This is a genomic window from Arthrobacter sp. H35-D1 (genome assembly GCF_030063185.1).
Classification (GTDB): Bacteria; Actinomycetota; Actinomycetes; order Actinomycetales; family Micrococcaceae; genus Specibacter.
The window spans coordinates 1-25,519 of sequence record NZ_JASISP010000013.1 but is presented as its reverse complement, the minus strand read 5'-3'; the positions used below and the strand labels follow the sequence as shown (position 1 = coordinate 25,519).

Sequence of the window (25,519 nt, the reverse complement as noted above, 5' to 3'; positions counted from 1 at the left end):
TGCCCCCTGCGGCGATGGCGAAACGAACCCCACGCAGAGCGTCGATAAAACATGAAATGTGACATCCAACCCTAGCTGATCAGCGAACGTTCACTGCACGGGCAGTGGCGGATAGTGACCCGACTAACACTGCCAACTCTTTCAGTCTCTGCGTGTTTCAGTGCGTGGGTTCTCAGTGCTCGGATTTGTTCGACTGCGGGGTGGTCGGCATGGATAGTCGACTTTCCGTCCCTGCGCCCGTGCGCGGCGGTGATACGGTCACGCTGCAAGTGGAACTTGCCGCCACGTGATTAAAAGCCATCGAGGCGCTCTTGCCCGCGTGGTTTTTCAACCCAACTGGTCCAGTTTCCATGACGTGTCTTCGTCGTCGTGCCTGAAATAGTCCACCAATCGACCTTCTCAAGCCGACTGGCCTTCGTTTCGTTGAACCCACGGCGCTGCACAGCTGTTCGCAGTTGGCGTCTTCCGTATCACTGGCTTGCGTCTCTACCCTCCCCCAAAGTGCCGACTCTTGCGCAGTCAAGATACATCATGAGCTGTCCATCTCGACGTTCTGTCAGAAGCTGCTTCAAAATGTTTCCGAGAAAACTGGAATGAGCCGCATAGTGGAGATGAGCCGAAGGCTTGACACGAGGCGTGCCTGCAGCACGGAACGCTGCTCACGCAAGACGTGTTGCCCGCCCCGCTGGAACGGCAATGAAGCACGTGTTCTGGTGGGTGCGTTGCACGTATGAAGCCAGGTAAACCGGATGGGACAGGAAGAAGACACGCACTTGCGGGCCTCCTCCCTGTTCTTTGGGGTGCCTTAAACCTCTCCATGGAAAAAATCCAGCTGTGCCATGGGACGCCCGGGTCAGGGGGTGGGAAATTCCGGGCCCGAGTACTCCACGCTTACGGTGATTTTCTTTGCCACGATATCGCTGGTGAACTGCTTGATCTTGTCGCGCACATCAGCAGGTACGTAGTCAGCCAGCGTCAAACGGACGGCCTGGGGCTCTTCCAACCCAATGCGGTGGGTCGTGTCGGCCTGGAAACTTCCTTCGACGAAATCCTTGACCGCAGCGAAGGCCGCTGCACCCGAATCGGCCACCGCTGAGCCAACGAAGATCCGGGGGTCGTCCTTGGTGAAGTCCCGGACGTTGCCAAACTCGCGCACCTTGCCACCCGAGGCTTCAATGGCCTGCGCCACGCCTGGCCTGCCAGCGTTGAGCATGCTGAAGATGTAGTCGGCTCCCGCGCTAATTTCCGCCGCAGCAACTTTGCGGGAGAGCTCCACGTCGTCTTGGTTGCCGGAAAAGTTGGTCAGGACTTTGGCCTGCGGATTGGTATGGGCCACACCGGCGACGTAAGCGGCCCGGCCTTTGAGGCCCGGTGCCACCCGGATGCCGGACATGTGGCCCACAGTGTTCGTTTTCGTCAGCAGGCCCGCGGCGGCTCCGGCCAGCCAGGCCGACTCTTCCTGAAGCACTTCGTAACTGGATAGGTTGGAGCCCACGACATCGGACTGTGTCACGACGAAGGTGATCTTGGGGAATTCCGCTGCCACTGTCGTGGCTGCCTTCGCGTTTTGGCCGCCGTGGGCAACTATGAGGTCCGGTGCTGCCTCCGCAAGTTTGCGAAGGCCCGTCTCAAGGTCCGCTTGTTCCGGTTTAATGCCTTCAAGGACAGTCAGCTCAACACCGAGTTCCGCTTCAGCGCGCTTGAGGCCGTCGAAGCCGGACTGCATGAAACCCTTGTCGCTTGAGCTTCCTGCCAGCAGCAGACCAACTTTCGCCGGCTTTGCTGACGGGCTCGCATTTGCGGGTTCATCCGTGGGGGCCGTGCTGCAGGCGGTGAGACCCAGGCCGGCAATCACCAAACTTGCTTTCAGGACAATGCGACGCTGCATTGGCTCCTCTTTTCATAGAATGAATATTGAATTCCATCAGATGGAAGTCTAATAATGATAGGGAGTACCAACTCAACTGTGCAAGAACTGTCCGGATTGTGACCACCAGCACATGGAACCTGAACGCTCCCCAAGGTTGGAGGCCAACATCAGAATTGCGAAGTATCGTCGGCACGCAGCCCGGACTTGGACGACAACCAAAGCCATGTTGCCAGCGCAGAAGTTTTCTTTCAAGAAGGCAGTGGACGGTTGTTGATTGTCCGTTCAACGGACAGACTGAATTCTAGGAATCTGCAAGGAGCCGCCCCCACTTTGTATCAAGCAGCGGCGCTTTGGCAAGTTTCAGGCAGTGCCACAGCGTGACGGCAACTGAATCCAGCACCGGCACATCGCTCCGCCCCTCAATTTCAGCGGCGATGTTGGCGCCATACAGGTTGGTGCACAGGTAAACGATGGCATCGGGCCCGGCATCTGCCAGCTCCAGGGATCCGGGACGCATTTCGTCCGTTGTCACACGTGCGAAGGATTCGTTGTCGCTCAGGCCCAGGGCGTAATGGTCAACGGTGGTGATGCCGTTTCCGGCGTAGGCCCTGATGATCTTCCGGTTTACATCCTCGGTATAGGGGGTGAACAAAGAGATCCGTTCCGTGCCGAAGGACGCGAACGCATCCATGTAGGCCAGCGTGGAGGTGGTTGCTGGAATCCCGGTGGCGTCTTGGATCTGCGCCACCAGCTCGCGGTCATGCTCAAGTCCCAGCCATGAACCCGAAGTTCCGTTCCAGGCAATGACGTCGACGTCGGATGTCGCCAGCAGGCGTGCAGCTTCGCGCATCACCTCAACATCGAATTGTTTGTCCGAGGAGTCGTCAAGGGCGATCCGGGTGACGGGGATGCGGGTGGAGTGGATGGTGACATCCGTGCGTTCACCGAGGATGCGGTAGCTTTGCGGTTCAAGGCAGGTGTTGGAGGACGGCACGATCATGCCAATGCGGGTGGGGCGTTGCGTGGAAGGCATGTCTGCTCCTAGGCGTTTGAGAGGACGGCAGTGCCGTCAGGGGTGGTTTGGTGGCTGCGGAAGCCGTTGCGGGCAATGAACTTTCCAATGGGGCCGGGATCGTGGAAGCGTCCGTCGCTCACCACCACGCAGCCTGCGGAAATTACTACGGCGGGCCATCCTGACAACGTACGGCCGTCGAAGGGGGAGAAGTCTGTCCCCATGTGCAGCTGTTTTCCGTCCACGGGACGTTCCTCGGTCGGATCGAAGATGACCAGGTCGGCGTCGTATCCGTCCGTGACAATTCCCTTGCGGGGAATGGCGTTGATCCGTGCCGGACCGGCGGCGAAAACCTCGACAAAGTCCTCCACCCGGCTGCCTGCTCGCTCCATCATGGCCGTGTAGGTGACGGGCATCCTGGTTTCCACGCCGGGGAGACCGTGTGGCATGGCGCGGACGTCGTCCGTGCGCTCCCTTTTCTGCGAGAGGTCGTAGCAGGAGTGGTCCGAGGCCACAGTGTGGATGGTGCCGGTGGCCAGGCGGTCCCGAAGGGCCGCCACAGTTTTCGCGCTTCGCATTGGCGGGCAGCAGGCGAACCACTCGGGAAAGTTGGAGCCGTACACGCTTTCGTCCAGGGTGAGGTAGTGCGGGCAGGTTTCTGAGAACGCTTCGTGGCCGCGGTTCCGGGCCTCGGTGACCAAGTCGACGGCGCCGGGCGTCGTTTGGTGGACAAAATAGACCGGCGCCCCGGCGTATTCGGCCATGGCGAGGACTTCCTTGACGGATATTTCCTCGGCCAGTTCCGGGCGTGTCAGGTGCAGGTGTTCGATGCCGATGGTTCCAGCCTCGGCGTGTTGCCGGGTGCAGTCGACAATGATCGAATCGTGTTCTGCATGGATGTACGTCAACCCGTCCAGGCGGACCATTTCGCGCATGACCTTCAGGATGGTGTCGCCGTCGGCCATTGTGCTGTCGCGGTTGGTGGTGTACATCTTTACCGAGCGCACGCCCTCGACGGCCATCTGTTCGAGCTGCCACGGAACGGTTTCGTCCCAGCTGACCACGGAACCGTGCAGGGCCACGTCGCAGCGCGACTGGACTGCGAGTGAACGTTTATTGCGGACGGCCTCGAGCGGCGTTTCGTTGGCATCCCGGGGAATTCCAAAGTCAACGATCGTGGTCGTTCCACCCCACAAGGCGGCCGTCGACGTCGTCTGGTAGTCATCCAAGGTGGCGAAGCGGCCGGTGACCTGGGCTACGTGGCAATGTCCGTCGACACCACCGGGAATGACGAGTTGCCCTGTGGCGTCGATGGTGCGCAACGCTTCAGGCACGGGTTGATCCGCGTCAATCAGCTGGTCAATTTTCCCACCACGCACCACAACGTGCGCCCGGCGCCGTCCTCCGGAGTTGACGATGGTTCCCTGGGCGATGACGAGATCTGGCATGTCTGACATGGGCGTTCCTAACTTGCTGCCGCGGCTGCCTGTGCCGACTGCACGTCGGCCAGGGCTGCATTGATGGAGGAGGGGAGGCCTTTGCGGCCCTTGGGGGGCGGTGGCGCGAAGGAGCCGGACCGGTGGGGTCCGGATGCCATCCCGACCACAGCCTCAGCCATTCGGATACCCGCTGAGATGCCGTCTACCACCGGGACAGGTATTTGTCCCGCCAATTCCCGGGCGAGCCCGGCCAGGGGTGCACCGGCGAGAATGACGACGTCGGCGCCGTCCTCTGCGACGGCCTGCCGGCTCAATGCCAACAGGGTGTCCTTGAAATCTGTTTGCACGGAACCGATTGTCTTGAGCGTCTCGTCGATGGACCGGATGGAAACCAGACGGCTGCCCAGCCCAAAACTGTCCACGCAGTCCCGGTACCAGGCCTTGATGCGGTCCGAAATGGCAATGATGGCGAAGCGCTGGCCCTGCAAGGCCGCGGCGCACAGTGCCGCTTCAGTGATCCCGACGACGGGAACATCCGCCAGCTCCTTCAAAGCCGGCATGCCGGGATCACCGAAGGCGGCCACAACAACGCCGTCAACCCGTTCGGAGGACGGGCCACCACAATGCTCCGCGATGATCTCCGCGACCGCGCCGGCGGCGATGAGCGACTCGAAACGTGTCTCAATATATTCGACGCCGCGGCTGGCTGTCCGGACCACAATTTCGGTCTCGGGTGCAGCCGAGCGCAGGGCTTCGGCTTGAATGAGGGCTGTGACGTCCTCGCTGATGTTGGGGTTGATGACAAGCAGTTTCATGGTGTCTTTCGTTAAGCTTTCGGGTGGGAAGGTTCGGGCCGGCAGGTGTCCGCCGGGAACTGTTCACGGTATTTGTCGATGTGGGACGCCGATTGGGTGGCTGCACGTTCGGGATCGCCGCTGGCGATCGCCAGGTAGAGGGCTCGATGTTCTTGGAGCAGCTCGGGCAAATCACTTGCATGTCGGAAGAGCCAATGCATCCGCCCCTGCAGTGGTTCCAGGGCTGAGCGCAGAAAATCGTTGTCTGCAATCTGAGTGATCGCGTCATGGAATTCGCTGTTGATTCGGTGCGCCTCCACGACGGAACCTTTGGCGAGGAACTCCTCAGCGGTCCCCAACAGGTCTTCGAGCTTGTGGAGATCCTCGGTGCTCGCCCGGGTCGCGGCCAGGCGACAGGCCAAGACTTCCAGGGAGTTGCGCACGTCGAAGAGGTCGGCGACGTCCTTGGCGCCGAGCGCACTGACCTCGGCACTTCGTCCGTTGCGGTCGCTGATGATTCCTTCTTGTCGCAGCATCCGCAAGGCTTCGCGGACAGGAAGCCTGGAGACATGGAATTCGGCAGCCAAATCGCGTTCCACCAGACGCGTCCCGGGAGCATAGTGGCCTTCAAAAATTCTCAACCGAATGGTGTCGCGGACGGTTTCACGCAACGGACGAACCTTTTCGCCGGTGCCCTCTGGTCTTTGCACGATTTCTCCATTCGGATTCTTGGTGGCCACGATGCTCCCGGAACGGCCGGGAACGACTTGTTGAGTTGACTTCAGACTAAACGGGAAGTCTGTTGTTGTAGTTCAGAACCAGCACCGAAGCGCCCATGACCACTGCAGCGCCGACGAAGTACAGCAACGCCCATGTGTAGGCGCCCGTCGCTCCGACGATCAATCCCACGGCAATCGGGGTGACGAACCCGGAGATGTTGCCGCTGAGATTCATGGCACCGCCCAGGACTCCGGCGTTTGTCCGGCCACCGAGAATCGAGGGGATGCTCCAGAAAAGGCCCACCCAGCGCAGGAAGAACATGACCACCGACAGCAGGACCACGGCCGTCGTCGGGTCTGAAACAACTGTGACGCCTACCAGGCCGCCAACCACCACGGCGCTGGAGATGCCCAGGAGAGTGCGCATGACCACGTTGGCGGATGCGCCTGTTGCGCGCCACTTGTCGGCGATGGTGCCGCCAAGTATTTCGCCCACAAATCCCGCACCGAAGATCACGAAGGTGGACCAGCCGATCGTTTTCAGGTCGAATCCCTTGTCCTGTGCCAGATACAACGGGCCCCAGGTCAGCAGGCCGTAGAACACGCCGTTGAAGCCAAGCCATCCGAGGCACATGGCCCAAAAGGAACGGAATTTCAGGTAAGGGAGAAGTGCGCGCTTGCCTGTGCTCCCGGACTGTTCCGCGGCGGCATCTTCCTCAGCATGGGACGCTTCGATGTAGTTCGCCTCGGCGTCATTGACCCCGCGGTGCTGTCGGGGGTTGTCTCGGACGTACCACCAGACGGCCAAGCCCATAAGGATGGTGAGGCCGCCGGCGATGATGAACGAGTAGCGCCAGCTGCCAGTGGAGGCGATGAGCCATGTGATCAGGATGCCGCCGAGGCCGGCGCCAAGTGGAGCTCCGGCATCAAGGATGGTGGCACCGCGGCCACGTTCCTTCTTGTGCATCCAGAGGGCGTTGAGCTTGCCACCGCCGGGCATCACTCCCGCTTCGGTGACACCGATGCCCAACCGTGCAATAAACATGCTCACGAAGCCGCCCGCAAGGCCTGATGCGGCTGTTGCAGCACCCCACCCAAAGCAGGAAGCGGTGATAACTTTCCGGGGCCCAAATTTGTCGATCAGGAAGCCGACGGGGATCTGCATCAGGGCGTAGCTCCAGAAGAAAGCCGAAAGTAGCAAGCCCACGAGCTCCGGTGGGAGGTTGAACTCCTCTTGGATGATGGGCAGGGCCACGGAAATGGAGCCGCGGTCGATGTAGTTTACGGCGACCAGGACCAAGAGCAAGATAAAGAGTTTCCAGCGGACGTTGGTGCGACGTTGCACGCCGTCCTTGCCTGGCTTGACATCTTGAGCGGTGTTTGCTGTTTCAGCAGTATCAGTACTGGGGAGAGACATGGCTGCTCCTTTACATGGAAGGTGAGGGGAATGATGTACGGACTGCCAAAGCCCACAGCCGTCAATATTTGGGCCCGCTAGACGGCTGGCAGGGGTGATGCGCATGGACTTTCAACAGTGCGTTCAATAAGCTCTATTTGGGATCCCAGTTTGGGATCCCAAGATCTAATTTAGAAGTGTTGCACACCACAGTCAATGACAATGGTGGGCTAAAAACAGAGCCCAACCATCGACTGGCGACCTCTCATTTCAAGCTGTTTGGCATGATTTACTGCCAAGGGAACTTTTGTCGGGCCCCGATATTCGAGCACGTGAGCAGTTCCATGGCGCTGATCGTCGTGCGGTTCAGCGCAGGATCGTGCGGAAGAATTGGATGATCCTGCGCTTGAAATCCATGGATTTCAACAATGGACCCTTTTGCCAAGAAATTTTGCGCACGCTGCACCCAGGCATTCCAACACTCCACTGAACGCCACGGTCAAGAAGCACCAAGTTCGCTTCGCTTGGTGGCCGACATCCGGGGTTCCCTGCGCTGCAGAGGATGTCAGGAGAAGTGCGGGGGTTCAGGCGCGGGAGTGTCCAGCACCGCCCACCCCAACTTCGTTTTACCCGGATCCGACCGTCGGGGCAGCGCTCTCCGAAACAGCGCAAGCGGGCCTGACAGGGGTCATTTCCGTCGGATCGTTTCATCTCGGGGCGCCGGGGAGGAGAATCGACGTGTGGCCATGCACGAGATGAATCGGGGTCGACGGAACAATGCAGCAACTGAGCGGGAACGTGGCCGCCGTCACGGGCGCCAGCCGTGGCATCGGCAAAGCCATTGCAGTGGGCTTGGCCCGAGCCGGTGCGAGCGTGGCGTAGTTGGCGCGCACCGAAGCGGATCTGGAGCAGGTCTCGGCACTGTGCCGTGAGGCGGGTGCCGTCCAGGTCCTTCGCGTGGTGACGGATGTGACGGCCGAGGCCGAGATGGAGTTGGCGTTTGAGCGCGTGGTAGCGAAGCTGGGCGGACTCGATGTGGTGATAGCCAATGCTGGCGTGGCTGCGTCCAGTCTCGACGTATCGGCGCGAATGTCCAGGCTCGAGTCGTACACTGCCGCCGTGGCGCTGAGAATATTGGAGGTGCACACCTTCGGGGTGTGGCTGACGATGACGGCGGCGTTTCCCCGGATGAGTCGCGGGGGTAGTTTCAGTGCCATCGGCTCCGAGCTTGGCTCACGGCCTGGTTCCGGCGGCGGAATTCTGGCCGTCAGCAAGGCAGGCGTGAACGCGCTCGTCGCGATCGCGGCGGCGGAACAGGCGGAGAACAGCATCCGGGTGAACGTTCTGTCCCCGGGCGGGATGGTGGACACGCACCTCTTCGGACCAGATGGGCTGCCCGCGACGATGAAGGAACGGCTGCCGGTTGCCGAGACTGAGGTGGTGGTGCCGGCAGCACTCCCGAAGAAATCCTTACGGAGCTGGGCTGGTCTCAGATTCTTTCGAGTGCGGGTGCCACCACCACGTTGGTGCCTGCTTCCCGGAACGCCGCGAGTTGCTCGTCCGTGATGGCCGAATCCGTGATCAGGTTCCGAAACGTGTGCTCCTCCATGGTGGCAAAGGCGCGCTTGCCAATCTTGGAGGCGTCGGCCAGAATGTAGGCCTCCGAGGCGCGTCGTGCCATGCGTGAATTCACCGACGCCTCACCCTCGTCGTTCGTGGTGGGTGCGGCACCGGGCTCTATGCCATTGACGCCGATGAAGGCAAAGTCCAGCGCCACCCGCTGCAGGATGCTGTCGGCATAGGGGCCCACCAGCTCGTAGGAGCGCGGGTTCACGATGCCGCCGGTGACCATGATCTTGAAGTTCGGCCTGATGGCCAGCTGCGCTGCAATGTTGATGGCGTTCGTGACAACTGTCAACGTGGGGCGGTTGGAGTGCACCATGAGGTCCTCGCGCGTGGAGAGCACCTGCGCCAGCGCCGTGCTGGTGGTGCCGCCGCACAACCCGATCACCGCACCCTTCGGGATCAAGGCACTGGCCGCATGCGCAATTTGCTGCTTTTCGGCAGCGTGGTCGTCCCTGTTGTACCGCCCCGGCAGGTCATAGGAAACAGATCCGCTGGTGGCTCCCCCGCGGGTGCGCGTGAGCAGCCGCTCGTTGGCCAAGGAGTCCAGGTCGCGGCGTGCCGTGGCCGGGGAAACCCCCAACTTTTCCACAATCCCGTCAACTTCCACCTGGCCGTCGGCGGCCAAAAGATCCAGGATCGCGGTGAGGCGCTCAGTTCTGTTCATGTGATTCTCCCGGGGCGGCCATGCCGGCCATCGTGTGTGTTTTCTGCCTTTGGGCTGCGCTGCCTTAGGCTGCGCGGGCAAACAAGGAAAGCAACCGTGATACTTCCGGGATCAGCGCCGCACGGCCGGCCCCCAGGTACTTGCGTGAATCCACCACGGCCGGGTTGGCATCCAGGTACTCGCGCACGGCACGGGTGAAGAAGCCGTTCAGGTGTGTGGAGACGTTGATCTTCGTCATGCCCGCGGCGATCGCGGCCACAATGTTCTCATCCGAAACACCGGAGGAGCCGTGCAGGACCAGCGGCACATCCAAGGCTGCCTTGAGCTCGGCGATGCGGCCAAGGTTCAAAGCTGCGCTGCGCTCGGTCATGGCGTGGGAGGAACCTACGGCAACGGCCAGCGCGTCCACACCGGTGGCCGCCACGAATGCCGCCGCTTCGGCTGGATCTGTCAGCACGCCGGGGGCATGGGCGCCGTCCTTGCCGCCGACCTTGCCCAGTTCCGCTTCCACGTACACGCCGCGCTCGTGCGCATAGGCCGCAACACGGGCGGTCACCTCGACGTTTTGCTCGTACTCGAAGTGCGCGCCGTCGTACATGATGGAGCCAAAGCCCAAGTCCACTGCTTCACGGGCCAGGTCCTCGTCCTCGGCGTGGTCCAGGTGCACGGCCACGGGCACGCTGGCCTTGCGGGCCGCAGCCAGGGAAGCCAAGGCAACCGGCTCCAGTCCCCCGTGGTACTTGGCGCAGTTTTCGGAAATCTGCAAGATGACTGGACGGCCGGCTGCCTCGGCTCCGCCGATGAGGCCCTCGAGGGTCTCCAAGTGGATGACGTTGAAGGCGCCTTGGCCGATGCCTGCCTTGGCGGCGAGGTCCATGATGTCGCGGGTGTTGGTCAAAGCCATGAAGAATTCCTTAGTGGTCTGTGATGATGAGTTGATCGGCCAGTTCGGCGTGGCGAGGGGAAATTTCCCCGGCCCCGGGCATGAGCACGGCGGCGGCGCTCCAGGCCGTGGCGCGGCGAAGGATCTCGCGCAGGTCCTCCACCCCGTTGGCAAGGGCGACGGCGGCCGCGCTCACCGCGGCATCGCCGGCCCCCGTGGGGTTGCCGCTCAGCGGTGCCGGCAGCTTGGCCTGAATGTAGCTGGTGGGTGCGTCGGCGCTGAAGGCGAGCATGCCCTCCTCACCGACGCTGACGAGCACGCGCTTGGCGCCCAGATCCATGAGCTTGCGGGCGGCCAGCACAAGGTCGCTCTCACCAACCGCTTCCATCAGCTCGTGGTTGTTGGGCTTGAGCAGGTCCGCGCCCGCCTTCGCCGCGGCCAGGATGCCGCTGCCGGAGGTGTCGATAATGGCGGGCACACCGGCACCGTGGGCCAAGGCCACCAAGGCTGGATAGAAATCGACCGGCGCCTGGTCCGGGAGGGAACCGGAGCCCACCAGCACGCCGGGCCGGCTCACGCCGTCGGACGTCTGCACGCCGCCCAGGTGATCGACGACGGCGGCGGCCAGGGACTGCCATTCGGCGCCGGTGAGTGCGGGGCCCACTTCGTTGAAAATGCTGGTGGTGTTGTCCGCCGCGGTGTCCACCAGGGCGATGGTGCGCCGCGTGGCTGCCGCGACGGGGACGAGGTGGTGCAGCATCCCGGATGCAACCAGGTCAGCGCGGAACTGCTCACCGGCCGGGCCGCCAGCGGTGGCCAGGGCAAGCGTCGGGTGCCCCAGCTGGTGGGCCACCCGGGAGACGTTCAAGCCCTTGCCCCCGGCGCGGTACAACGGCGTGGGCACGCGATGGGAGGACCCCAAGTTGATGCCATCCACGGTGTAGGTGACGTCGACGGCCGGATTGGGCGTGACGGTTAAGACAACATTGTTGGCTGCTGTGCTGCTCATGCGGGCTCCTCGGCGGCTGCTGTTTTGGGGGCGGTTTCGGTGGCGCCCATGCTGCGGGCCTTCAACGCCGATCCGATCAGCCCGGCATTTTCGCCCAGGGCTGCGTGGACGTACTGCGGGCGGCGGTGGAACGTCAAAAGCTCATCCACGCGCGCCGCCAGCGCATCAAAAAGCGGGGCGCCGGCCATGGACAGCCCGCCTCCGAGCACCACTGTTTCAGTGCCCAGAATGGAAACGCACTGGGCCACACCAAAGGCCAATGCGCCGACGGCGTCGTTCCAGACAGTCTTCGCAGTCTGGTCCCCGGCCGCGGAGCGCTCCAAAACCTCCCGGGCACCTGCAACGGCCTCTCCGGTGGCTTCCGTGTAGCGGCGTGCTATGGCGCCGGCGGAACCCAGGGATTCCATAATGGCAAGCTTGCCGTCGGGGCCGGGCACCATGGCGTGGCCAATCTCGCCGGCGTAGCCTCCGCCGGCGACCCGCTTGCCGTCGCACACCACGGCGGCGGCAATGCCGGTGCCTATCACCAGGACCAGGACGTCTGACTTGCCAACGGCGGCGCCGAGCTGGAATTCAGCTTCCCCGGCCATGCCGACGTCGTGCCCGAAACCAACGGGCAGTCCCAGCGACTCGGTCAGCGTTGCCGCGAACGGGAAGTCCCGCCATCCAAGGTTGGCCGAGTACACGCCCACCCCTGCGGCCTCGTCAACGATGCCCGGAACCGTGACGCCCACTGCTGAAATAGTCAGCTGCGGGTGGCGTTGCCGGTATTCAGCGGTCAGTTCCACGATTCGGGCGCACACGCTTTCCCCGGACCGGTCGCCGTTGAGCGGGGTGGGGTGGCGCTGCAGATCGCGCACTTCAACCTCACCCTGGCCGACGTCGCCCAGGATGAGCCCAACCTTCATGTCGGTGCCGCCAACGTCGAAGGCCAGAACGGCGTCGTTCACGGTGGGAGCGTCCGCTGCGGGGGCATCCTGCGCACTGGAAACGCGTCCACTGCCTGTACCAGCACCAACTGTTCCTGCACCGTTGGTGTCTGCACCGTCAATCAAAGTGTTCATAAAAATTGGCTACTTTCAGCGGGCACAGCCCATGCCCTTGTTGCGTGCGGGTTCATTGCGTGCTGGTCGGAGGAGTATCAACCTCGAGCACCCCGCCTCGGCAAGGAAACGGGGTGCTCGACAGTTTAGCTGCAGCTCGGAGGCAAACGGCGTAATTAGTCCGCGAGGATGACCGAGCGGCTCAGGTTGCGCGGCAGGTCGGGGTTCATGCCACGGGCGCGGGCACGCTCCAAGGTGACACGGTGCACGCGGGCCAGCTCGGCCAGCGGGTGTGTGGTGGTGTTGATGTACAGCGCACCGGTCTTGGCAACATCCTTGTCAAGGCCTTCGGGCTGCTCGCCGAACATCCAGGTGACGCGGTTCGGGGCTGCGATGGAGATGGGGCCGTGGCGGTATTCCTTGGCCGGGTAGGACTCGGTCCAGCCCTGGACTGCTTCGCGCATTTTCAGGCCGGCTTCGTGCGCCAGGCCAACTGTCCAGCCGGTGCCCAGGAATGTAAACTGCTCCGCGTCGATCAACTCCTGCTCCACGGGATCGACGACAGCGGACTTGGCATCCTCGACGGCTGCACTGAGGTCCACACCAACGCTTGTCAGCAGGTAGGTCAGGGCCGTGGTGGCAAAGCGGGTCTGCACCACTGACTGCTCATCGGCGTAGGGAAGTTCGACGACGGCGTCGGCCAGCGTCATGATCGGGGAGGTGATGTCGCCAACCAGGGCCACCGTGTGGACGGTGCCCTTGATGGCCCGCAAGATTTCCAGCACTTCGGTGGTGGTGCCGGAGCGAGTGATGGCAATGACGGCGTCGTAGCCGCGATCGGCACCGAGGAACGCTTCGGATGCAGCAAATGCGTCGGTGACGCCCTTGCCTGCGGATTCGCGGGCCGCGGCGTAGCTCTGGGCCATGAACCACGAGGTGCCGCAGCCAATGACTGCAACTCGCTGTCCGTCGGCCGGCAGCAGGTTCTCGCTCTTGGCCTGGGCAATGGCCTGGGCCCATACTTCGGGCTGGCTTGTCAGTTCGGCGTCCATGAAGGGGCCAAGTTCGGTAGTTTCGCTCATGCTTCGCATACTCCTTGTTTCGGGATGTCAGCGGGGCTTGGAACGGCCTGCTGAAGTTGTTGTAGCTATGACCTTATAGTAACACCTTGTGATCATATCTGGCTAGAAAACATCAGCTTCAATCATTGAGGCCTATCCAAAGGGACCACTTTTCCGCCCTGGCTCCGTACCGACGAAATGTTTGTATTTCAGATCACTATTTTTCTTTCCACGCGCTAGTGTTATCGATAACAGTGTGACGTGGCCCATGAAAGCCCACAGCACTGGCTTCGCATCATCACCCAACAAGTGCGCTCAATGCCGCTTACACCCGCGACAAAGTTATTCAAGGAGCTCTGGATGTCACTCGCTAGACACCAACGCAAGTGGTTGGGGATGGGGATCGCCGGCGCAGTCATGGCCGGCACCATCCTTCCCGTCGCTGCGGCCATTCCTGCCTCAGCGGCAGAAGGAACGGCGGTGATCACCTCGGGGACACTCTCCGTTGAGGTCTCCACCGCGTTCCCCCAAGCGTTGAACTACACGCTTGGGCAAAAGACCATGACCGGCGCCACCGCCGTCGCCACTAAAATACGCATCAACGGCGAGGACCAAAATGTCACAGTGAACTCCAAGGTCAACGAAGACCGCAAATCGGTGGACTACGACATTGCTGTTCCAGGCATGGACGGCGTCAGCCTGAAGGCCAGACTGGCCGTGGAGAAGGACGTCCTGACGTTCAACGTCACCGAGATCAAGGAAACCGGCGCCGACAAGGTCAACCGCATCCAGATCATGGACCAGGACCTTGTCACAGTCTCATCGGCCGAGGCCGGGGCGTCCCTGGCCACGGCAGTGGTTTCCGTTGACCGTGCCAAGTCCGGTGACACCATCACACCCGTCACCTCGGACACACCCGTTGACACTGCTGCCAAGACGTCCATGGTGGCCATTGCCAACAACGCCGACTTGGCTGCGGGCTTTGAGAGCAACTCGCTCTATGACGGCGCCTGGTCCGCTGAGGATGGCCAGCTCGCCGGCTCAGAGCGCGGCCGGTTCTTCCGGCAGGTCAAGGAAAAGGCCGGCACCAAGCAGGTGGGCATCTCCTCCGGCGCCTGGCTGTACAGGGCCAAGGGCTCCGATGAAAAGGAGCCCCTCCCCGAGGCCAAAGTCATCATCACGGCCGACGCCAACGCCGACGGCACCATCAACTGGCAGGACGGCGCCATCGCCTCCCGCGACATCCAGTACAAGCCGCACGGCTGGGAAGATGTGAAGAACCGCGTGGTTCAGAACATTCCCTTCAACTTTGCCAGCCAGGCCACCAACCCGTTCCTGCGCACCTTGGACGACGCCAAGCACATTGCCCTGGCCACGGACGGGTTGGGCCAGTTTTCGTTGCTCAAGGGTTTCACCTCGGAAGGCCACGACTCAGCCAACTCAGACTTCAGCGGGAACTGGAATGATCGCGCCGGCGGCATTATAGACATGAACACCATGCTGGAGCAGGCCAAGGACTACGGGGCAACCTTCAGCGTGCACATCAACAACACCGAGGCCTACCCGGAAGCCAAGTCCTTTAGCGACACGTTTATCAAGCAGCCGCCGCAGAACGGCTGGAACTGGCTTGAGCAGTCCTATTACATCGACCAGCGCCACGATGTCCTCTCCGGGAACCAAAACCAGCGCATCAAGGGCCTTGACGAGGCAGCCGATGACAACCTGACCACCAACTACGTTGATGTGTACTACGAGTCGGGCTGGGTCGGCGAACGCATGCAGCGCAACCTCATCGACAACGGGTTCTCCGTGTCCTCCGAGTTCGCCAGCGCCATGGTGCGCAACAACACCTGGTCCCACTGGGCCGTGGATGAAAAGTATGGTGGAACCAACAACAAGGGCTGGAACTCCGAAATCCTGCGCTTTGCGCAGAACACCCAGCGCGACATCTGGAACCCGGATCCGCGGCTGGGCACCCCCCACATTGTCGAGTGGCAGGGATGGACGGGGCAGAACAACTACGACGCCTTCCTGAAGAACGTTTGGGACAACAACGTTCCTGCCAAGTTCCTCCAGCAGCAGGAAATCAAGACCTGGACACCAGAGGCCATCACGCTTGAGAACAATCTGCACGTCACCGGCACCACGCTGGAGAACCGCGTCATCGCCCAGGACGGCGTCAAGGTCCTGCAGGGCCACAACTACCTCCTGCCGTGGTCAAGCGAAGCGGTGGAGTTTGGCGAAACTGCCGAACGCGACGACAACAAGCAGAGCAAGCTGTACAACTACAGCCTCGACGGCGGCGCCCAGAACTGGACACTGCTGCCCGAGTTCGCCAACCAGAACACCCTGAAGCTCTATGAGCTCACCGACCAGGGCCGCAAGTTTGTCAGCGACGTGGCCGTCAACGATGGCCAGATCAGCCTGACGCCCAAGGCCAACACGGCCTACGTGTTGGTGCCGACCACCGAACTTGCCACCACCCCGGCAATCTCGGCAACGGACACCGTCATCCCCAATGCGGACACAGCATGGGGCTATGGAACCGGCATTCAGGATCCCGGTTTCAACTCCGGCACCCTTGCGGCTTGGAACAAGCAAGGCGATGTGACGCTGCAACGTTCCGCCAAGGGACTCACCTCCGCCCGCCTGGGCGAGGGCGTCTCCAGCATCAGCCAGACCTTGGGTGCGCTGGACAAGGGCACCTACTCCGTCAGTGCTTGGATTGAGATCGATCCAACACTGGACAGCAAGGAGAAGTTCCCGCGCGGCAAGCGCGAGACCACGCTCAGCGCCACGGTCCCCGGCTCCCCCGCCGTGACAAACACCATCTCCTCGTCCTCCTTGTTCAACATGGTTGGAGCTGACCAGAAGAACAGAACGTTCTCCCAGCGCGTCCGCGTCTTGGTGGATGTGCAGGCTGATGGCGACAAGCCCGTGGTGAAGATGTCCACGGCCGCGGGCACAGTACCTGTCTTGGTCGATGACGTCCGCGTGGTCAAGACCGCACATGTCACGGCAGCCGACGTCAAGCAGGATTCTGCCGAAAACGCTGTGCTGGCAGAAGACTTCGAAACCGTTGACCAGGGCTGGGGCCCGTTCGTGAAGGGCAACGCCGGCGGCGTGACCGACCCGCGTACCCACCTTGCGCCAATCCACGCCCCGTACACGCAAAAGGGCTGGAACGGCAAGGTCATGGACGACGTCTTGGACGGCGAGTTCTCACTGCATGCGCATGAGGAAAATGGTGGCTTGGTGTACCGGACCACTCCGGCAACCATGCCGTTCAAGCAAGGCCACGATTACGAAGTTTCCTTCGATTACCAATCGACCAAGGCCAACGAATACGCTTGGGTAGGCGGCTACGACGGTGCCGGAGGTGCCGTGCAGACGCAGTCAACTCCGTTCCCGGAGATGCATGAAACCACGCGCTGGGTGCAGAACTTCACCGCATCAGCGTGTGGCGAGAGCTATGTTGGCCTGCTGCGCACAGGGACCACGAAATCAGACCTGTCCTTGGACAACTTGCTGATTCGCGACCTGGGCGAGTCCGAGTCCACCCCGGCCTGCGCCCAGCTCTCGATTGCACAGACCGCCGACGTCATTGAGCAGGGAACTGACAATGAATTCACCACCACGCTGGTCTCCAACGAGCCGGCGGCCGTCAGCGGCGCCGAGGTAACCCTTGAGCTGCCGGACGGTTGGACCGCCACGGCGACCACACCCAGCACGGCTGCTTCGATGGCACCGGGTGCAACGCTTGTCACCAAGTGGAAGGTAAGGGCACCGGCCTCCGCCGACGGCAACTACAACATCAAGGCCACGTCCACCTACACCACCACCGTGGACCCGATCGGGGCCCGCAGCGCCGAGAACACACTGGGCGTTTACACGCTGCCGAATCCGCCGGCCATGGACACCTACGCTTCGGACATGCAGTGGATCGGAACCCCCGACAACGGCTGGGGGCCAGCTGAGAAGGACATGGCCAACGGCAAGACGGGCGCACTCGACGGCCCGCCCATCACCCTTGACGGCAAGGTCTACGAAAAGGGCCTGGGCGTCCACGCGGCCTCCAAGGTGAAGTACTTTGTGGGAAGCCAGTGCAGCGCGTTCACGGCAGTCGTCGGCATTGACGACTTCCAGGGCAACGCCGGTTCGGTCATCTTCAAGGTCCTCGGCGACGGCAAGGAACTGTACAACTCCGGCGTGCTCACAGGCGCTTCGGCAGCCGTGCCGATCAATGTGGACCTCAAGGGTGCCAAGTACGTGGAGCTGGTGGTTGACCCCAACGGTTCCAACGGCAACGACTGGTCGGACTGGGCCGAGGCCATGTTCCGCTGCTCCGACACCACCCCGGCACTGGATTTGGCCCCCGTGGTCAACCCCGACGGGCCGCTTGAGCAGGGCAAGTCCTACACCGTCACCGTCGGCGATCTTTCGGCCGGCACCGAGGCAACCTTCTCGCTCGGCACCACCGAGCTGGGCAAGGCAACAGCCAACGACGACGGCGTTGCAGCCTTCACCTACGCAGTTGCCGCCGATGCAGCGCTCGGTGCTGCGACCATCAACGTCGCAGGCACCGACAGCAATGGCAAGGCAGCCGCCGGCTCCGTGGACGTCAGCATTGTTGGCGCACCGCCCGCCGCGCCCACCAAGGACGTGTACGCAAGTGACATGGACTTTGTGGGCACCCCCGTCAACGAATGGGGACCGGTTGAACGTGACACCAACAATGGTGAAGACGCCGAAGGCGATGGCGCACCCATCACCCTCGACGGCAAGGAGTACCCGAAGGGTCTTGGCGTACACGCCGATTCAAGTGTCGGCTTCTACCTCGGCGCCCAGTGCACCACGTTCACCGCAGTGGCCGGCATCGACGACGCGAAGCTGACCAAGGACCACCGCGGCAACGTTGTCTTCTCCGTGGTGGGGGACGGCACCGAGCTGGCAGAGTCACCGCAGCTGACAGTTGACGATGAGGGCTACTCCTTCACCGTCGACGTCACCGGGGTCAACTATCTTGACCTCAACGTGGCAAAGGTGGTGGCCGCCGGCACCACCGGCGACGAATGGGCCGACTGGGCCGATGCCAAGTTCAGCTGCGGCGACGTGGTTCCGGCCTTGACGCTGGAACCCGCGGTTGCAGGCGGCAATGCCGTTGTGCAGGGCTCCACGCACCAGGTCACAGTTGCCGATCTCTTGGCCGGTTCCGAAGCCAGCTTGACGTTCGGCGAAGGTGCAGCCATCAAGGCTGTGGCCAACGACGCAGGCATTGCCACGTTCACCCTGGCAATTCCGGCCGATGCAACGCTCGGGGCAGCCACGCTGACCGTGACGGGCACCGACAAGAACGGCCAGTCCGCCACCGGCACCGCGAACCTTGCAGTGACGGCAGCGGAAGTTCCGCAGGAACTTGCCATCACGGCTCCCGGTGAACTGCAGATCGGCACGGAGGCCACCATCTCCGTTGCCGGCTTCCAGGCTGGCGAAGAGGGCGCACTCGCCCTCGGTGAGAAGGAACTGGGCAAGGCAACAGCCAATGACGACGGCGTGGCAAGCTTCACCGTGACGGTGCCGGAAGGCACCGCAACGGGCAACGCCACCCTGACCGCATCCGGCTTGGGCGCCAACGGCTTGGCAGCGACGGGAACCCTGGCCATTGTGGTCACGGCAGCCGACGACGTCGAACCTCCGGCAGCTGCAACACTGGTTCCGGCACTGAACGTGCCGGCAACCACGCTGATGGCTGGTGACTTGGTCACCATCACGGTGCCGGGCCTCGAGCCAGGCAGCTCCTTGCGCGCCGAGCTGCATTCGGCACCCGTTGAGCTGGGCACCGCCACAGCCAACGATGCCGGTGTTGCAACGCTGGAAACAACCATCCCGGCCGGCACCGCTGCAGGTGAGCACCGGATTGTGGTGTTCGGTACCGACACCAACAGCTTGGATGCGACAGGTTCACTGGCCGTGGCCGTTCTGCCGACCGACACCACAGACCCCGGTGACGGCTCCGGTGACGGCTCCGGTGACGGCTCGGGCGAAACCCCGGACAAGACACCGGGTGCAACCCCGCCTGCAACCACCACGCCGAGCACCACGGCACCGGGCAACACCGCCGGCGCCGGCAATGGTGCAGGCAACGGTGCAGGCAATGGCGCATCCGCCGGAGCGGGAGAACTCCCCCACACCGGCGCCAACGGCGTCCTGCCGATCCTGGGCATCGCCTTCCTTGCACTGCTTGGCGGAGCGGCCACCATCCTGGTCCGCCGCCGCCGCAACCACGGATAGGCCGCAACGCCCCCAAGGGCCTGCACCGACGGCGAGGGCGTTGGGCTTGAAGAAATTCAAGCCCAACGCCCTCGCCGTTTCCATGACTGCTCGGCAGCTCCTATGGCGAGCCACTCCGGCTGCCACCAAAGGAACACCCTGGCCTGCCGCGATGCTTGACGCCGGTGTTTATTTTTGGCGCTGCAGCATGTCCTCCCGTGGCTCGGTCCACGCCGACCCGTCAGGCTCACGTAGCGGGAGAACGGCATCCAAGAACTTCTAAAGAGATGCCGGACTTGCGGCAATTTCGATTGATTCTCGTTCGGTGGTGACTAATATTGTGTGAAAACCAAACTCTCCGATGTACTTGGAATCATGCCCACTGAGTATCCGCATCTCAGGAGGCGCGTGTAAAACGGTGAAAGTCGAAGCACTCCCGGATGGCTCCAAGGTGTCGTTGACAGCAGGTTGAAATTCCAGCTTTCCTGGGCCACGTGTGAGGACACCCCGGTCCCAGCTTCCGAGCAGAGATCCAAGACGTGATTTCGGGCACCTGACATATGCCAAGACTTCTTCGCGCGCTTGGAGCTTAAGTGCTGTTCTTCTCCGTCTGCGTGCAGTGAAGTATTCCCACAGGCCCACTATCCCTGTCCACACGAGGGCTTCGAATACAGCCAACGTTGGGCTATTTCGCCAAGCAAGCAAAAGAGTGAGTGAAGTGGCAAAGAGAAGCACAAGGAGGAAAACACGAACGGCAACACCATGCTCACTCAGCCAGAGCCTCATGTCGACAAAAGTGGACCTGCGATCATCAATTCATCTTGGACATGAACTGGCTGCCATGACCCGTGCGACTCCCGATTGACTATTGCAATTCCGCTGGGCGCGCATGTTCGGCCCTTCCACTTTTGGGCAGCGTTTCCTGGTCCTTGCAGTCATGAAATATCTGGCAGTCGTCGGCACCGCACAACCGGCTCAGGAGTGCGTGGACAAATGCGGTGTCACGTGCTGACATATAGTCATGCAGCCTACGGCGCGGGACAAAAAGATCCGGACCGGTGCCGGACTGGCCATCATGGCCTTGGCGGCCCTGTCGGTGTTCATGATCTTCGCTTCCGGCCACGTCCGTTGGAGCGAGATTCCACTAATTTTCCTTTACGGCGTCCAGGCGCTATTCACCTTGGGTGTGGGCGTTTACCTTGCCAGCGGCCGGGGCAAGTCAGAGACCGTGGCAATGATTCCGGGCCGGTGGCGGAGAATTGGACTGGTAGCCATTGCCTTCATCGGTGCTGGTGCAGTCGTCTTCGGTTTCGCCGCCGCACCTGAGGCCCTTGTGACGTCCGCGTTGTGGCCCAACATGATTGGGCTCTGGATTCTGCTCCAGTTCAGGTCCATGTCCCAGCGCTTCCGGCACAAGGAAGAATGGACCACCGGGCTGTCTCTCGAAGTCGCCCTGGATTCCCTTTCTGGAGCATTCCGTCAGCCAGGGCTGAGCGCAACGACGGTGGGCCAGGATGTGCGGGTCGAGATCGGACGGGAATGGATGGGCGGGGAATGGCGCCACAAGGATGCCGCCCGCTACGTGAAAGCCCCGACCGGCATCTATTTTCGTGTCGATGAAATCGACGCTGGGACCCGCGTCACCGCACACAGCGGCGACCGGGCTGTGGAAGGCATGTACGACGTGTTGAAACTCTCGGACGAGATGAGCGCCACGGCAGTGGAACTGGCCCGTCAGGCAACCACCCAACATCTCGAAGACCGACAGTCCTAAAAATTGGCCGGGCCAGGGTTCCCTGCCTGCCATGGTAATTCAGAATCGGGGCCCGCCATCGAGTATCCAGGGTTTTTGCCGCGTTCCCGCCAATAGTCATCGCGCTGCCCACGGACGGTTCACCAGCAATTCGATCGCGATCACGACGACCAATAAACTCAATACCTCCACGGTTCGTTTCTTTGGGGTGGTGGACACGACCCACTGTAGCCTTCGACCCAGCCAGAGCGTCCACCAGGGCCCTTGCAGACGCCCCAATCAAACTCGATCAGATCAACCTAGTCGAGTTGGACTAGCGGCATGAAACCGGTTCGCTTGTTCATTCTGGTGCATTGGCCGACGGAGGCCTGAAACACGGCTACCAAATCCGTCAGGACGCGCTACGCAACCAGACTGACAGCTGGGACGACGTGAAGCCTGGATCGCTCTACAGCGCCCTTCACAGGATGGCAGCGGAGGGGCTGGTGGAAGCCGTCCGTACCGAACAGCCGGACGCCTCGCCGCAGCCAACTATCTACCGCCCAACGGCCGCAGGCAGTTGTGCCTGATCGCGGTGGTCATGGCCAGGAGGCGTTGGATGACGCGGGCGATGACACCTGCCGGGGTTCTTCCACTGCGTAGTTCCAGATCGAGTTGGCCCTTGAGGATGTCATTGATGGACTCGATGATTTGCCGCCAAGGCTTGAAGAATCGGGCCCCTGGCCGGGTTCTCTCGCCCTTGCGGGCAGGGCGCAGGAGCTCGATCCCGGCCTGGCCCATCGTTTCTTCAAAGTCGGCGCCGAAGTAGTTCTTGTCCTGCGATCATGACCTGTCGGTGCCCGCCAGCTGGGAGCCGGTTCATGGCCGCGATGTTGGCGGGGATGTCCAAACAAGTTTGACGTTCGTCGTCCCTTCGCCCCGGTCAGAGCCCAACCGATCGGGGTGGAATCAACCACCCACACATCATCACAGCAGATGTCATTGCGCTCCCCAAAGGCGGCGATGAGCTTTTTTCATGCACTCCCCGAACCGACCCAGGCGCAAGGTGCACCCGGATGGGCCCGGCAAACAAGGGAACATGCCCCGGAAGTGTTCCTTCGCGTGCCGCACACCTGGCCTTCGAGATGAACCCCAGCAGGGCCTGCATCAACGCCAGCGTCATCACTTCGGCGGCGGAGACCTTGGGGCTGATCCCGACCCGGGGCCGGTACGGAACCCGTTCCGGAAGGGCCTTCAATAAATCATCCGCAGCGACATGGAATGCTGCGGCAAAAGTGTCCAGACCCACGTCCACGTGAGCCTCCCAGTACGACGTTCGGGTAGATACACCGACTCTGAACACCCCCAAAACGCCTACGCCACGCCGCACACCTAGGAATTGCTCATCGAGGAACAAGCTCTTGGCGCTGTTCAGTCCTAACTCAATCCCTGGTTTCTGTACTTACACCTATACAGAGGTTCCACGGGACCGAGGGGAGAGCAATTCTCTGTTCAATCTGATGGGATTGGGAGAGCATTCCGCCGACCAGGCTGGCCGTGTTGGTAGCGATAACGACTTCGTTCTGGTCCACGATGCATGTGTTTGACGGTAAAGAGCGGAGGAACGGATCGAATGCAGCTTGGAGGCCTCTAACGAGGATGTCAACGGCAGCAACGCCAGCCATCCGTCCCTTCTTCATGATTCGCTTGGAGAAGGTGACGACGTACTCGTTGGCCCCGAAAGCGTCCACGTAAGCGTAACTGGCGTGGGCCTCGTCATCAACGTCGTTCCCGGGCCACCACGGGGCTGTTGAGTAGTCATAGAACTTCAGATCCAGATCCATCCGCTGCGGTGATTCCGGATCCGAGGTGATGTAGCACCAGAGGAAGCCCATTTCGCCGAAGTAGGACGGATCGGCCGCGAAACCCATCCCATACACAGCCGGTATGGCCCCCGTTAGATTCCGGCGGGCCGCCTCGTAGACGTTAGTCAACTCGTCTAGCTTTCCGTTTTTTGCGCGGTCAAGATCAGCTTGGACGGCTTCTTCAACGGTCTTGATCGACGCGGCCACGTTTCCTTCGAGGTTCACAGCGAACAATTCGACGGCTGCAATCAAGCGATCAATGTCGTCGTTCCCAGGCGGCGACTCCGGTGGCGGAGGTTCCATGGACATCCGCAGATCGATGAGGCCGTTCATGTCCCGGCGCACATGGTCTTCGGCGAGGGCTCGCGCTCGAATGGCGTCCCCGGATCGGATAGCGTCCACGATCAAAGTGTGGGCTTTCCCCGCCGTGCATCGTTGACCAGAATTATCGATCCATACCAATGCCCCCACTTCAGCCTGCATGGCCATCTCCTGACGGGTGAAAAGGCCGGATCCCGACGTCGCCGCAAGCTCTATGTGGAACCGACTGTCCGCTCGCGTCATTTCGGAGGGAGTGCCTGCCGTCTCGATCCTGGCCGCCATCGAAGCGAGGCGCCCGATGGGGACCTGCTGCGATCGGCGCGCCGCTGCCGTGGCAGCTGATCCGGCCAGGAAGGCGCGATACTCCCGGATGTCGAGCAGGTCTTCAAGGGAGTAGGCGGCAAGGGCATCCAGCTGAGCTTTGGCAATGTCTCCGATGTTCGCCCGCACGAAGCTGCCGCCGCCTTTGCCCCGCCGTGTTTCAAGAAGTCCCAGATGACGGAGCTCCGCAAGGGCGGTACGCAGCGTCAAGGTAGAGACACACATCCTTGCCGCCAGATCGCTTTCGCTAGGGAGCTGGGCTCCGTCTTCGAGCACACCCAGCTCAATCGCATGACGAAGCCGGCGCCCGATCTCTTCGCCACGCTCCAAGGTCTCCAAGGGTGCAAACGCGAGTTGCTCTCTCCAGCTAGCCATGGACGTCGCTCCTGAATCTGTGTGAATAATACATTAAGAAACTAACCTTTAATCTTACATGTCTATTGACATGTGACATTAAAGGTCTAGTGTCAAATGTACCAAAAGGAACGGGCAATGAGTCCCTGACTGTTCGAAGCATTATGTAAGGAGTCGATAGTCATGATAAGTAGCACCCCTCACTCTGGCCGGGTTATCGGCCGCATCTGGACGTCGGAGCAGCTCCACGCCTTGGCTTCAATGGACCGCAAAGTTCAGCGCCATGTCGAACACAGGAGCGCACGGCGCGCGCTGGTTAGCCGCGCGCATCTGGTTGACGCTAACCATATTAGGGCGAAGGTCGTGGAGAGCCTGGGCGGCGTAGCAGGAACCTACTACATGGTCGCCGCCCTGCACTTGGCGGAGCTAGCCATCACCTGCCCGCAGCAATTGACGGACACCCAGTATAATCTGCTGCTCTCTCCCCTCGATGCCGCGGAACAGGTAGCTACTGCGCATACTCTTCTCCTGATGGCCGCCTGAGAACAGCAGAGCCGGTGTAGCCGGTCATCAGTGTCGCCTCGAAGAAAAGGGAACTCGTCGGCCTGTTCACCAATGGCGGTAAGAACTGGCGGTCCGTCGGAAGTCCGGCGCGCACCAGTGTGCCGGACTTTCCCGACCCGGAGTTGGGTAAAGCCAACCCCTTCAGGACACACAACGCCGCCGTCAACGACGGCTGGGACTCGGCCGGCAGGGTCCCTCCACGGCGCCAAGCTGCTGCTGGTCTGCGCCGACGCGGGGCCTTGCCGGCAGAAAAAACACCCATCCGAAAACAGTTGGCCAAATTGCACGACAGGCTCCCAGAAAGTGTCAAGTCAGTTGCGCAGGGGCTTCGCCCCGCAGTGGCGAAGGAAAATTTGCGGTTGGCTGGTTTGGGTTTCTGGATTACTTCTGGCTCACAATGGGGCTCTTCAGAATGCAGAGTGTAGTCGGGGTTGCTCTGTGATGATTCCGGGTGCAGCGTTGATTGGGTAGAGGTGAGGGCCTTGGTAGAGAATCAGATTGTCTAAGATCTCGTTCTCTACAGCAAGGCCCTCATGCTCAACGCTACCTTTCAATGCCCTGACCTGACTACTTTCT

At 61.7% G+C, this 25,519-nt stretch carries 18 protein-coding genes and 1 pseudogene; 6 read left to right on the top strand and 13 right to left on the bottom strand.

From position 1 onward, the window contains the following. Positions 1 to 853: 853 nt before the first annotated feature. The 6 genes from QMG25_RS13320 to QMG25_RS13295 all read right to left on the bottom strand — a co-directional run bounded on the left by QMG25_RS13320 (position 854) and on the right by QMG25_RS13295 (position 7,251). On the bottom strand, positions 854 to 1,888 hold the full coding sequence (locus QMG25_RS13320; RefSeq protein WP_283460976.1) for a BMP family protein: 1,035 nt from the start codon (positions 1,886 to 1,888) through the stop codon (positions 854 to 856). 283 nt (positions 1,889 to 2,171) lie between these two features. Next, positions 2,172 to 2,903 carry a maleate cis-trans isomerase family protein gene (locus tag QMG25_RS13315; protein ID WP_283460974.1) on the bottom strand — a complete coding sequence of 244 codons (732 nt, stop codon included), beginning with the start codon at positions 2,901 to 2,903 and terminating at the stop codon, positions 2,172 to 2,174. An 8-nt stretch (positions 2,904 to 2,911) separates the two neighbouring features. Then, entirely contained in the window at positions 2,912 to 4,339 is a 1,428-nt protein-coding gene (locus QMG25_RS13310) for an amidohydrolase family protein (RefSeq protein ID WP_283460972.1), read from the bottom strand. Positions 4,340 to 4,347: 8 nt separating this feature from the next. Beyond that, a complete protein-coding gene (locus QMG25_RS13305; RefSeq protein WP_283460970.1) occupies positions 4,348 to 5,136 on the bottom strand; it encodes an aspartate/glutamate racemase family protein in 789 nt (262 codons plus the stop codon). 11 nt (positions 5,137 to 5,147) lie between these two features. Then, positions 5,148 to 5,825 carry a GntR family transcriptional regulator gene (locus QMG25_RS13300; RefSeq protein ID WP_283460967.1) on the bottom strand — a complete coding sequence of 226 codons (678 nt, stop codon included), beginning with the start codon at positions 5,823 to 5,825 and terminating at the stop codon, positions 5,148 to 5,150. A gap of 76 nt (positions 5,826 to 5,901) precedes the next feature. After that, the gene (locus tag QMG25_RS13295) at positions 5,902 to 7,251 is read right to left on the bottom strand and encodes an MFS transporter (RefSeq protein WP_283460965.1); all 1,350 of its coding nucleotides are present in this window, start codon (positions 7,249 to 7,251) and stop codon (positions 5,902 to 5,904) included. An 861-nt stretch (positions 7,252 to 8,112) separates the two neighbouring features. Here QMG25_RS13295 and QMG25_RS13290 point away from each other — a divergent pair. Beyond that, positions 8,113 to 8,796 (top strand): SDR family NAD(P)-dependent oxidoreductase, encoded by a 684-nt coding sequence (locus QMG25_RS13290; RefSeq protein WP_283460963.1) that lies wholly within the window; start codon positions 8,113 to 8,115, stop codon positions 8,794 to 8,796. Here QMG25_RS13290 and QMG25_RS13285 read toward each other — a convergent pair. The 5 genes from QMG25_RS13285 to QMG25_RS13265 form a co-directional block, all read right to left on the bottom strand. Further along, complete coding sequence (locus tag QMG25_RS13285) at positions 8,720 to 9,520, bottom strand: DeoR/GlpR family DNA-binding transcription regulator (RefSeq protein ID WP_283460961.1); 801 nt, start codon at positions 9,518 to 9,520, stop codon at positions 8,720 to 8,722. The two genes, QMG25_RS13290 and QMG25_RS13285, sit on opposite strands and share 77 nt — an antisense overlap. A gap of 64 nt (positions 9,521 to 9,584) precedes the next feature. After that, the gene (locus QMG25_RS13280; RefSeq protein ID WP_283460959.1) at positions 9,585 to 10,424 is read right to left on the bottom strand and encodes a class II fructose-bisphosphate aldolase; all 840 of its coding nucleotides are present in this window, start codon (positions 10,422 to 10,424) and stop codon (positions 9,585 to 9,587) included. A 10-nt stretch (positions 10,425 to 10,434) separates the two neighbouring features. Then, the gene (locus QMG25_RS13275; RefSeq protein WP_283460957.1) at positions 10,435 to 11,412 is read right to left on the bottom strand and encodes a 1-phosphofructokinase family hexose kinase; all 978 of its coding nucleotides are present in this window, start codon (positions 11,410 to 11,412) and stop codon (positions 10,435 to 10,437) included. Then, positions 11,409 to 12,362: an ROK family protein gene (locus tag QMG25_RS13270; protein WP_502866407.1), complete on the bottom strand. Its 954-nt coding sequence runs from the start codon at positions 12,360 to 12,362 to the stop codon at positions 11,409 to 11,411. Before QMG25_RS13270 ends, QMG25_RS13275 begins: the two co-directional genes overlap by 4 nt. Before the next feature lie 269 nt (positions 12,363 to 12,631). Next, on the bottom strand, positions 12,632 to 13,537 hold the full coding sequence (locus QMG25_RS13265; RefSeq protein WP_283460954.1) for an SIS domain-containing protein: 906 nt from the start codon (positions 13,535 to 13,537) through the stop codon (positions 12,632 to 12,634). A gap of 339 nt (positions 13,538 to 13,876) precedes the next feature. On the opposite strand from QMG25_RS13265, the gene QMG25_RS13260 reads away from it, so the two are divergent. The 3 genes from QMG25_RS13260 to QMG25_RS20575 all read left to right on the top strand — a co-directional run bounded on the left by QMG25_RS13260 (position 13,877) and on the right by QMG25_RS20575 (position 22,108). Then, positions 13,877 to 19,807 (top strand): endo-alpha-N-acetylgalactosaminidase family protein, encoded by a 5,931-nt coding sequence (locus QMG25_RS13260; protein ID WP_283460952.1) that lies wholly within the window; start codon positions 13,877 to 13,879, stop codon positions 19,805 to 19,807. 1,000 nt (positions 19,808 to 20,807) lie between these two features. Then, positions 20,808 to 21,560: a hypothetical protein gene (locus tag QMG25_RS13255; RefSeq protein ID WP_283460950.1), complete on the top strand. Its 753-nt coding sequence runs from the start codon at positions 20,808 to 20,810 to the stop codon at positions 21,558 to 21,560. 332 nt (positions 21,561 to 21,892) lie between these two features. Continuing rightward, the gene (locus QMG25_RS20575) at positions 21,893 to 22,108 is read left to right on the top strand and encodes a PadR family transcriptional regulator (RefSeq protein WP_502866406.1); all 216 of its coding nucleotides are present in this window, start codon (positions 21,893 to 21,895) and stop codon (positions 22,106 to 22,108) included. Here the strand turns inward: QMG25_RS20575 and QMG25_RS20570 are convergent. Continuing rightward, positions 22,071 to 22,833 (bottom strand): annotated as a pseudogene (locus QMG25_RS20570) (transposase family protein). The gene QMG25_RS20575 and the pseudogene QMG25_RS20570 overlap by 38 nt on opposite strands. 127 nt (positions 22,834 to 22,960) lie before the next feature. After that, positions 22,961 to 24,400 (bottom strand): GntR family transcriptional regulator, encoded by a 1,440-nt coding sequence (locus QMG25_RS13245; RefSeq protein WP_283460946.1) that lies wholly within the window; start codon positions 24,398 to 24,400, stop codon positions 22,961 to 22,963. Positions 24,401 to 24,562: 162 nt separating this feature from the next. On the opposite strand from QMG25_RS13245, the gene QMG25_RS13240 reads away from it, so the two are divergent. Then, positions 24,563 to 24,922 (top strand): hypothetical protein, encoded by a 360-nt coding sequence (locus QMG25_RS13240; protein ID WP_283460943.1) that lies wholly within the window; start codon positions 24,563 to 24,565, stop codon positions 24,920 to 24,922. Between the two features lie 26 nt (positions 24,923 to 24,948). Further along, a complete protein-coding gene (locus QMG25_RS20565) occupies positions 24,949 to 25,368 on the top strand; it encodes an ISAzo13-like element transposase-related protein (protein WP_502866408.1) in 420 nt (139 codons plus the stop codon). The last annotated feature ends 151 nt before the right edge of the window (positions 25,369 to 25,519 follow it).

Excerpts from the sequence above, each read along its gene's own strand:
- QMG25_RS13240 (WP_283460943.1), top strand. The coding sequence starts at position 24,563 with ATGATAAGTAGCACCCCTCACTCTGGCCGGGTTATCGGCCGCATCTGG.
- QMG25_RS13320 (WP_283460976.1), bottom strand. The coding sequence starts at position 1,888 with ATGCAGCGTCGCATTGTCCTGAAAGCAAGTTTGGTGATTGCCGGCCTG.
- QMG25_RS13295 (WP_283460965.1), bottom strand. The coding sequence starts at position 7,251 with ATGTCTCTCCCCAGTACTGATACTGCTGAAACAGCAAACACCGCTCAA.
- QMG25_RS13265 (WP_283460954.1), bottom strand. The coding sequence starts at position 13,537 with ATGAGCGAAACTACCGAACTTGGCCCCTTCATGGACGCCGAACTGACA.
- QMG25_RS13305 (WP_283460970.1), bottom strand. The coding sequence starts at position 5,136 with ATGAAACTGCTTGTCATCAACCCCAACATCAGCGAGGACGTCACAGCC.
- QMG25_RS13285 (WP_283460961.1), bottom strand. The coding sequence starts at position 9,520 with ATGAACAGAACTGAGCGCCTCACCGCGATCCTGGATCTTTTGGCCGCC.
- QMG25_RS13255 (WP_283460950.1), top strand. The coding sequence starts at position 20,808 with ATGCAGCCTACGGCGCGGGACAAAAAGATCCGGACCGGTGCCGGACTG.
- QMG25_RS13315 (WP_283460974.1), bottom strand. The coding sequence starts at position 2,903 with ATGCCTTCCACGCAACGCCCCACCCGCATTGGCATGATCGTGCCGTCC.
- QMG25_RS13275 (WP_283460957.1), bottom strand. The coding sequence starts at position 11,412 with ATGAGCAGCACAGCAGCCAACAATGTTGTCTTAACCGTCACGCCCAAT.
- QMG25_RS13245 (WP_283460946.1), bottom strand. The coding sequence starts at position 24,400 with ATGGCTAGCTGGAGAGAGCAACTCGCGTTTGCACCCTTGGAGACCTTG.
- QMG25_RS13280 (WP_283460959.1), bottom strand. The coding sequence starts at position 10,424 with ATGGCTTTGACCAACACCCGCGACATCATGGACCTCGCCGCCAAGGCA.
- QMG25_RS13310 (WP_283460972.1), bottom strand. The coding sequence starts at position 4,339 with ATGTCAGACATGCCAGATCTCGTCATCGCCCAGGGAACCATCGTCAAC.
- QMG25_RS13260 (WP_283460952.1), top strand. The coding sequence starts at position 13,877 with ATGTCACTCGCTAGACACCAACGCAAGTGGTTGGGGATGGGGATCGCC.